We start from the raw sequence: 7,907 nt of genomic DNA on the forward strand, positions 1-7,907 counted from the left end.
TAAGATATTCCTTCATAAACGTAGGTAACCCCTGTATCCTTATTTCTTACATGAATACGATGAGCCATGCATTCCCTCCTCTCAATAGGTACAATTATACCTAATAAATGCACGAAATGCAAGCCCACAAGATACTGTAACGAAGATGCTCTGTTGCCTTCGAAGAAACCTAGTTACAAAACAAGCGGGATGTCAGGTCAACAAAGGTTTTTCGCTCGTTGAGCTTCTTATAGTTCTTGCTGTTATAGCCGCTCTCATAGCCGTAATAACGCCGCTTTCGCTTAACGCCATGAGGAAGGCGACGGCGGTGAAAATCGCCTATAATATGAAGGCTCTTTCAAAGGCTATGGATCAGCTCTTCTATTTAGAAGGTATTTCTTCGCTGGAGAATATGACTATCAACGATCTGGGCAGGAACGTCGATGGTCAGAACTGGGGCGTTCTGTATGTACCCGGAACGGACTATTCCGTGGCTTACATCTTCACGAAAGACGATCTGCATTTCGATACTCTGAGAAACATTCTTCCGGCAGTCACCAGGGTCACACCGGGCGAGACGCTGACGGGCTTTTATGAAATGGCCGGCGGTCTTGACAAGGCGGCCTTCACGCCTCAAGAGGTCACCGCCGTTTACAGGGTGAAGGTCGGGACTGCGGGTGTCGGGTTCGGCACTTTTGATCCTGGAGGGACACCGGAGTTCATTGAAGTCGTTAACAGAACTTCGGCTCCGTTGTCTCTTGTAGGATGGAAGATAAAAGATAGACTGGAGAAGTCAGCCGTGTATACTTTTGGTAACGTAACTCTTCCGCCGGGCGGGATTGTTCGAGTGTACACTTATACCGAAGCCGGTACTCATGCCTCAAACTATAACGATCCGGCGAATGGCAGAATAGGTATCTCGTGGAGAAAGAACGCCGTCTGGCTTAATGAAGGTGACATCGCATTTCTCTTCGACAGCAACGGTGTCCTAATCGATTATATAGCCTATGGAAACCAAAGCTTCTAATAACCCCCTCTTTGGGGAAACGCTGTTCGTGAAAAGCAACGGTTAACTGAAATAGATTTCTCCACCTTCGCAGTCTATTTAAGGGCCCGGGAATGAAAGTACCCGGGCCAATTAATTTAGTTTCTATAACCTATATTAAACATTTGTATAGTTATAGTTTCTTACAGATCTCTTACTTTCGATTAGTAGAGATATTTTATGAGATTTAGATGAATATACAGCTTGTCGAGTAAGCCAGATGTTATGCAAAACCCCGAAAGATGATCTGAAACTTTCAATGTTTCGAATACTCTGAACATAAGCTATCCGATTTCTGAAGTCTGCGATTACGCTCTGATAATCATCTGAATTGGATTACAGTCATGGCACGTCATTGCTGATAGTTGTTCGATAGTATTCTTTGGCTTCCACGGGAGGCTGATTATTATGGGGAATTGGGAACAAAAAATAGGGGGAACAAAAAGAACAAGACTGGGAACAAAAATGGGGACTCCATTTTTAGGAACAAGAGCGGTTCCTCGTTCTGACGCTGCGCGTCCAGGTTCTTGGCAAAGAGAGAAGATCATTGTTCTGGTGCTTTGCACCTAAGTTCTTCGTTCCGACACTTCGTGTGCAAGTTCCTGGTACGAACCGGATCTCGGGTAATAAGTCTCGGGTCTCGTAAGGGCATTGAGAGCCGTCCGGCGTCCAAGAGCATAAACCCGTCCTTGGATAAGATCGAAGATCATAATGCCATTCGTGGTTTTTTGCCTTAACCAAGAACGAAGAACAGATAATCGCTCTGGAACGAACAACGGGTTCTCCTCGAAGAACCGTTCAACTGTCAACCAGGTTCTCTCGTTCTTTCCTACCACGAACCCGCTAACCCCAACCCCGTTCTTATGCTTTTTCTTACAACTTGCATCTTGGAACTTGCAACTGAGCTTTTACAAGCGATTAGCGAATTCTAAGAACGAAGAACAGGTACTTGCTCCGGAACGAAGAACGAGTTTTCCTCGGAGAGCGGAGAACCGTACAACCGACCTCGCTTTGCTTTCTCTAACCAGTTACCTGCTATCCCCGACCACAGTTGAATGAAAATCTTCCACATCGGTTCGAGAAGGTATTTCTTCAGTCACTTTTAGACATCTAAAGAACTTTCTTGACTCAAAGGACTAAATTAACTTGAGCTTTGCAGTTAATTACGAAGGCTTCGATGGGATGAATCAAGTATGTGGCACGATGTTGCATTTACACAGTCGACCATAATTGGGGAGAGTGGAATAATATGAGAGAAGAGTGTTTTAGAGATCACAGAGGAAAGGGTTTTTCACTAGTAGAATTGCTGATAGTTCTTGCCGTTATCGCTGCCCTTATAGCCGTTGTGACTCCTATTGGAATAAAAGCCATGCGAAAATCCGCGGCCGTTGCTGTCGCAAGAGACCTCAAGACACTCTCCCAATCCTTCGCAAACAAAATCTACCTTGACGGAGAACTACCCCAGACAATAAGCGAACTCGGAAGGAATGTTGATTCGTCTCTGTTTGGGGCCGCCTGGAAGATTGGCGAAGATGGCGAATATAACTACTTCGTATTCACAAATCGTGAGGCCGATTTCGAGACTGTCTCCGGTGTTCTTGTCGATTCAAGGCAGGGAATCCCATTCGGAGTAGATGACTATGCTTTTCTTGATAATGGACTCGGAAAGGAATCTATGAACTCCAGAACTCTCTACTATAACCTTCTGGGTGCAGAATCAATAGCGCCTCTTACACCTTTTGGTTCGACTTTCGCAGAGATAAGTAGTGGATTCGTGAACCTAATCAAAGGGTTCTTTGAGAAGAACGGAAGATATCCCAGAGATTGGGGTGAACACCGTTACAAAGATCTTGGTCTTAATGAGGCTTCCTGGACACGTTCAATCAATGGAGTGGTCTACAAGCCTTCTGGAAGACTTCTAAGAGTAATACCTGATTCAGAACACAAATTCATCTTCAACTTCCTCGATTCCTCCGATAAGTTTGAACTTACAAGCAGATACAACTGGGACCTTATATTTAATATTGGAGATGATTCTTCTGATACCGGGCATTGGTACCTAAATTCCATCAAAGAAAGAAAAGTCGACATCTCAACTCTAAAGATTGTTAAGATAGAATAATTGCTAGAAGAATATCTGACGGCAGAGTCTCGAAGTTTGTGATTTTCGTTCGATGCTCGTGGGGATACAAGAAACCTATCTCCCTTCCCGCGTTCTTCTTTTCCCAACGTTGCTACTGCCTGTCCGAAACCTCGAGCTCATCATTATTCCACGACACACTCTCTGGAACTCAATCATCATTTCCAGACACGGTCATCGCTATCAAGTAGACCTGGTTTTATTCGCTTCTTTGCTCTTGATCTTAAATCCCCGCTTGAGGGGGACGCTCTCCCAAAAGGGGAGTAAACAGCCTGGCCTCACAAAGTCTGTACTCGCACCGCGCCACCTCTTGACCCTACTCTCTTCCGATCGGCGAAAAAAACCGTGAAGAGAAGAAAACCCGTCCTTCGAAAGAGCGAGAAGATCGGTTCTTCGTTGGAGCTAAAAACTTTGTTCTTGGTTCGCAAGAGCGTGAGAGACGTCCGTTGTCCTACGTTCTCCGAAAAGAACACGGCCGCTCTTCGGCTTTTGATCTGAAATCCCCTCTGGGAGAGGGGTGGCGGCATGCTCCTGCCGACGGGGTGTGTTCTCTCGTGAGCGAATCGAATGTCTCGACAATGCTCTTTCTCTCCACTTTCAACGCTCCACTCTCCACGGATCTTATGCCCGCGAAGCGATACTGGCGAAGGCGAAGCCTTTACTGGCCGTTCTTTCGCTCTTGCGAACCAAGAACCTGAACGCGCAGCGTCGGAACGAAGAACTTGGGCGCAACGCGCCGGAACTGCTCTTACGCTCAATAGAGAAAACCAAGAAGATAGAGTGGAACGACATTTCCAAATCCCGTTTCAATTCCATCTCTCAACACAATGCCATTTGGAACGTCTCTTAGCTGTTTCTTGCCTTTGTGGGCACCCCCTATTTCGAATACTATCTCCGTGTCTTTTAGGCTCAAAGCGAAGTCTCCATTTTTCGGCACACAGATTCCAAGATGACTTACTTGAGAGACAAAGAAAGCCTCTCTTATCGTTCCCATATTGCTTTCGAGATTCCATTGCGACAGTCCCAAAGCGTAGTAGATGTTCGTCTCACCCAAGAATACTTTCGAACCACTGCGGAGTCCCTTCAAGTCTCTACCGCACGGTGGGACTCTTCTCAAAACTCCCGCCCTCTCCAGTGAATCAAGATAGGCATAGAGTGTTACCTTACTAATTCCCAGATCCCGAGAAAGCGATTCCGGAGATATTGAAGGAACTATGCTGGTGGCCACAAAGGCAATGATCTTCTTGGCTACTGAGGCCGCCTCGCCCCTGAGTGAATTCTCCTGAACGACATCCTGATAGATCGATTTGTCCAGAACATTCAGCAGCCTTTCGTAGTAAGAATTCGAAGCGATCCTGAAGGGATAAGAGCCAACTCTCAGATATTCCCTGAATAACTTCAGTGGCTCAAATCTCAGCATCGTATTGCTCATCTCTCCATGGTTTTGTAGAAGCTCTTCAGGCGACACTGCAGAGAAGTCGCTCCCGGTCTCCAGATTCACGAACTCCCTGAAAGAGAGGTGCTTCAATTCATGCAATACTGCCCGTCTTGAAAGATCTGCCGTTCCCATTAAAACCGAGAACTTCGAGCTTCCACTGAAGTAGATCTGCTTCGTCGGATGAGCGTCATATAACGCCTTAATATCGTTAGACCAGCCGGTTTGCCGGTGAGCCTCGTCCACAATGAGTGTCTTTCCTCCGATCTTGAAGAAAGCATCTCCTATTGCATAAATACTTTCCTTCAAAACCAGAGGATTGTCTGCCGAGATATAGAGGCAATCAACTCCTCTCTTCTCAAGAATCTTCTGGAGAAGCAGCGTTGTTTTGCCGCAGCCGCGCGCACCAACAATTCCAAGAAGACGGTCTTCCCAGTTGATCCGGTAATAGGCATAGCGCTTGAAAGACTCGGGAGTTGATGAGAGCATTCTTTCGTGGATCTCGAAAAAAGGTTGAAGATCTATCATCTCGCACCTCCATTAAGATCACTATATTGTACCATATATGGCTTTGTAGTTAAGTATGATGTACTTAATTGTTTCTCTCGTCATCAGTTCCAAGTTGCAAGATGCAAGTCGCAGGAACGGTTATCCGTTATCGGTTCACCGTTCGCCGAGGATAATCGGTTCTTCGTTCCAGAGCGAGTATCTGTTCTTCGTTCTTGGGCAATCGACGAGGCGGATCAGAGGTAAGGGGAATGAGGCTAGGGGTAAGAAGATCAAGATCTCTTCGCTCTTCCGACCTCTTGCCTCTGACCTCAGGCTCTTCCCAAGGACGGGTCCATGATCTGGGACGAAGGACTAAGGACGACTCTTCACAGCGTACAGCGGAACTTCTGGTGTACAGCGGCTCTTCAGGGCGAGATCCCGTGCAGGTACCCTGAACAGGAGCATTTCAGGGCAGGCTCTACGGGATGACCCTTAACAAAACCATTTCAGGGCAGGCTCCCAAACAGAATCCCTGAACAGGATCCCCCAAACAGGTGCATTTTGGGGCAGGCCTTCAGGGCAGGCTTATCAGGGCAGGCGCTACGGGAGGACAGAGTCAGTCAATTCGCCTGCGCGCCATAATGCTAATCCCTATCCATAAGTCAGGGAGTTCATGAGAAATCATGTGATGCTCCTTCTCCCATGACAATATTTGCTGTACTTAACTCCTGATGATCTTGATCTTAAATCTTCCCTTGAGGGAGGAGGACCGTGTAGCGGCGGAGTTTTTTTGAGGAGAAGACGATCATCCCCACGTGAGATACGATGATTAAATTATCATAACTGATACGGAGAATGATATAGTAATATTGCAGTTGCCAATTCTCTCTTTTTGATGTGTCTGCTTCTGTGAAATGGATAGAGATTTCTGATCTCACGAAAGATGGTTTCGGAATTCAGTCTTTAGTGCTTTGAGTCAACCTCAATGCCTACCAAAATTGTGTCACCACTCTTTATAGCGAGGTGTGTTGATTATGAAACGAGTATCTCTTATGGTTCTCTTAGCAATTACAGTTGTGATGGTACTTACCGGGTGCCTGTCGGTTGCGAAAACGAGAAGTCTTGTTGGCGCATGGAACCTTTCAGTTAAAAGAAGTGAATCGAAGACTTTCGAGGCCATCATGCAGATAACTACTCACGACAAGGGCAAGCTCTCCGGTTATCTGGGAAACAACATCTATACTGCAAACTATGGCACAATTTCCGGGACCACTTCCAAGGACAACATCTCCTTTGTCTACTCAAGCTATGAGGGAGGAGAAACAATTCAATTTGCAGGCAAATTCGACTCGGATGGAATGACCGGTACGGCGACTGTTTATATCGACGGCAGTTACAAGTCTGGCCCTCATGACTGGAGTGCGCAGAGAAAGGAATAGTAGGATCGGGCAAAGAGATTCGATTTACGTCCTTTCGGGACTCGATTATTTACATCCAGTTAACAGATAGAGCGCCGAGGATCGTCGGCGAAGGCGGGGCTGCTTCGCTGGACGCAATGCACTGAAGAGCATCAGTGGACGCAAGGCCCGCTTCGCGGGGAAGCTCTTGATGGTTCAACGTGCTCTTTCCTACCACGAATCCGCAACCTCCAACCCCGGCCTTTTGCTTTTTCTTACAACCTGCAACTGATGCGGTTCCCGGCAAACGGTGAACCGTTCAACGGTCAACCAGGTTCTCTCGTTCTTTCCTACCACGAACCCGCTACCCCCAACCCCGTTCTTATGCTTTTTCTTACAACTTGCATCTTGGAACTTGCAACTGAGCTTTTACAAGCGATCAGCGGGTTCTCGTTCTTAAGCGCACAGCGGAACTTCAGGAGCCAGTCTGCTGGCGCAGGAAGTGATGCCCGGAGAAACGTCCGGGGAAGTGATGCGCCGAAAAGCATCGGCGGAAGTGATGCCACCTTCGGTGGGACGAAATGCACTGAAGAGCATCAGTGGACGCAAGGCCCGCTTCGCGGGGAAGCTTTTGCTGGTTCAACGTGCTCTTTCCTACCACGAACCGCTACCCCCAACCCCGTTCTTATGCTTTTTCTTACAACTTGCATCTTGGAACTTGCAACTGAGCTTTTACAAGCGATCAGCGGGTTCACCGCTTTTAAGCGTACAGCGGAACTTTGAGCGAGATCCCGTACAAGACCACTACGGGATGACAAAGCAAAAAAAGCGAAAAACGATGTGAGAGGCATTTCAAAGAGCACACTCCCCACCGCAAGCGGTCCCCCCCGCTCAAGCGGGGATTTAGGATCAAGACAAGCAGAGCGGTTCATCGTTCCGACGCTGCGCGTCCAGGTTCTTGGCAAAGAGAGAAGTTCATTGTTCTGGTGCTTTGCACCTAGATTCTTCGTTCCGACACTTCGTGTCCAAGTTCTTGGTCTCTCTCCTAGAACTGGGTCCAGGGTATGGGGTCTAGGGTCTGGCAAGAGCTGAAAGAGCGGGAAGAACCGTCCTAGCGTCCAGGAGCATAAACCCGTCCTTGGGAAGAGCCTGAGGTCAGAGGCAAGAGGTCGGAAGAGCGAAGAGATCTTGAGAGTATGTAAAAAAGATTGTGTAAACCCTCTAGAATGGAATAGAAGAATGGAGGGAAGAGAAGATGAAATTTGACAGAGAAAAGATCAAGTCGTTAATCGAGAAGAATGGATTCGAAAATGTCGGAGATGTTCAAGAGGTAATGAAGGAGTTGTTTGGTGACATTATTAAAGAAATGCTTGAAGGAGAGCTAGAGGAAGAGCTTGGATATTCGAAGCATGACTACAAGAG

Annotated in this window: 4 protein-coding genes and 2 pseudogenes; 5 read left to right on the forward strand and 1 reads right to left on the reverse strand. The window is 47.1% G+C overall.

Annotation, left to right across the window (positions count from 1 at the left end; genetic code table 11):
- Positions 1-145: 145 nt before the first annotated feature.
- The 3 genes and pseudogenes from Q502_RS15040 to Q502_RS05860 all read left to right on the forward strand — a co-directional run.
- Positions 146-238: pseudogene (locus Q502_RS15040) on the forward strand (prepilin-type N-terminal cleavage/methylation domain-containing protein); the annotation flags it as partial.
- Between the two features lie 69 nt (positions 239-307).
- Complete coding sequence (locus Q502_RS05850; protein WP_258553708.1) at positions 308-1,006, forward strand: lamin tail domain-containing protein; 699 nt, start codon at positions 308-310, stop codon at positions 1,004-1,006.
- Between the two features lie 1,267 nt (positions 1,007-2,273).
- The gene (locus Q502_RS05860) at positions 2,274-3,146 is read left to right on the forward strand and encodes a type II secretion system protein (RefSeq protein WP_099830132.1); all 873 of its coding nucleotides are present in this window, start codon (positions 2,274-2,276) and stop codon (positions 3,144-3,146) included.
- Between the two features lie 772 nt (positions 3,147-3,918).
- On the opposite strand, the gene Q502_RS05865 is transcribed toward Q502_RS05860, so the two are convergent.
- Positions 3,919-5,127 carry an ATP-binding protein gene (locus Q502_RS05865; RefSeq protein ID WP_099830134.1) on the reverse strand — a complete coding sequence of 403 codons (1,209 nt, stop codon included), beginning with the start codon at positions 5,125-5,127 and terminating at the stop codon, positions 3,919-3,921.
- A 995-nt stretch (positions 5,128-6,122) separates the two neighbouring features.
- Here Q502_RS05865 and Q502_RS05875 point away from each other — a divergent pair.
- Both Q502_RS05875 and Q502_RS14615 read left to right on the forward strand, forming a co-directional pair.
- Entirely contained in the window at positions 6,123-6,527 is a 405-nt protein-coding gene (locus Q502_RS05875) for a hypothetical protein (RefSeq protein WP_099830136.1), read from the forward strand.
- 1,213 nt (positions 6,528-7,740) lie between these two features.
- Positions 7,741-7,907: pseudogene (locus Q502_RS14615) on the forward strand (IS256 family transposase); the annotation flags it as partial.

Source organism: Mesotoga sp. Brook.08.YT.4.2.5.2., assembly GCF_003351125.1.
GTDB lineage: Bacteria > Thermotogota > Thermotogae > Petrotogales > Kosmotogaceae > Mesotoga.

Coding starts and splice junctions, on each gene's coding strand:
- Q502_RS05865 (WP_099830134.1), bottom strand. CDS start 5,127: ATGATAGATCTTCAACCTTTTTTCGAGATCCACGAAAGAATGCTCTCA.
- Q502_RS05860 (WP_099830132.1), top strand. CDS start 2,274: ATGAGAGAAGAGTGTTTTAGAGATCACAGAGGAAAGGGTTTTTCACTA.
- Q502_RS05875 (WP_099830136.1), top strand. CDS start 6,123: ATGAAACGAGTATCTCTTATGGTTCTCTTAGCAATTACAGTTGTGATG.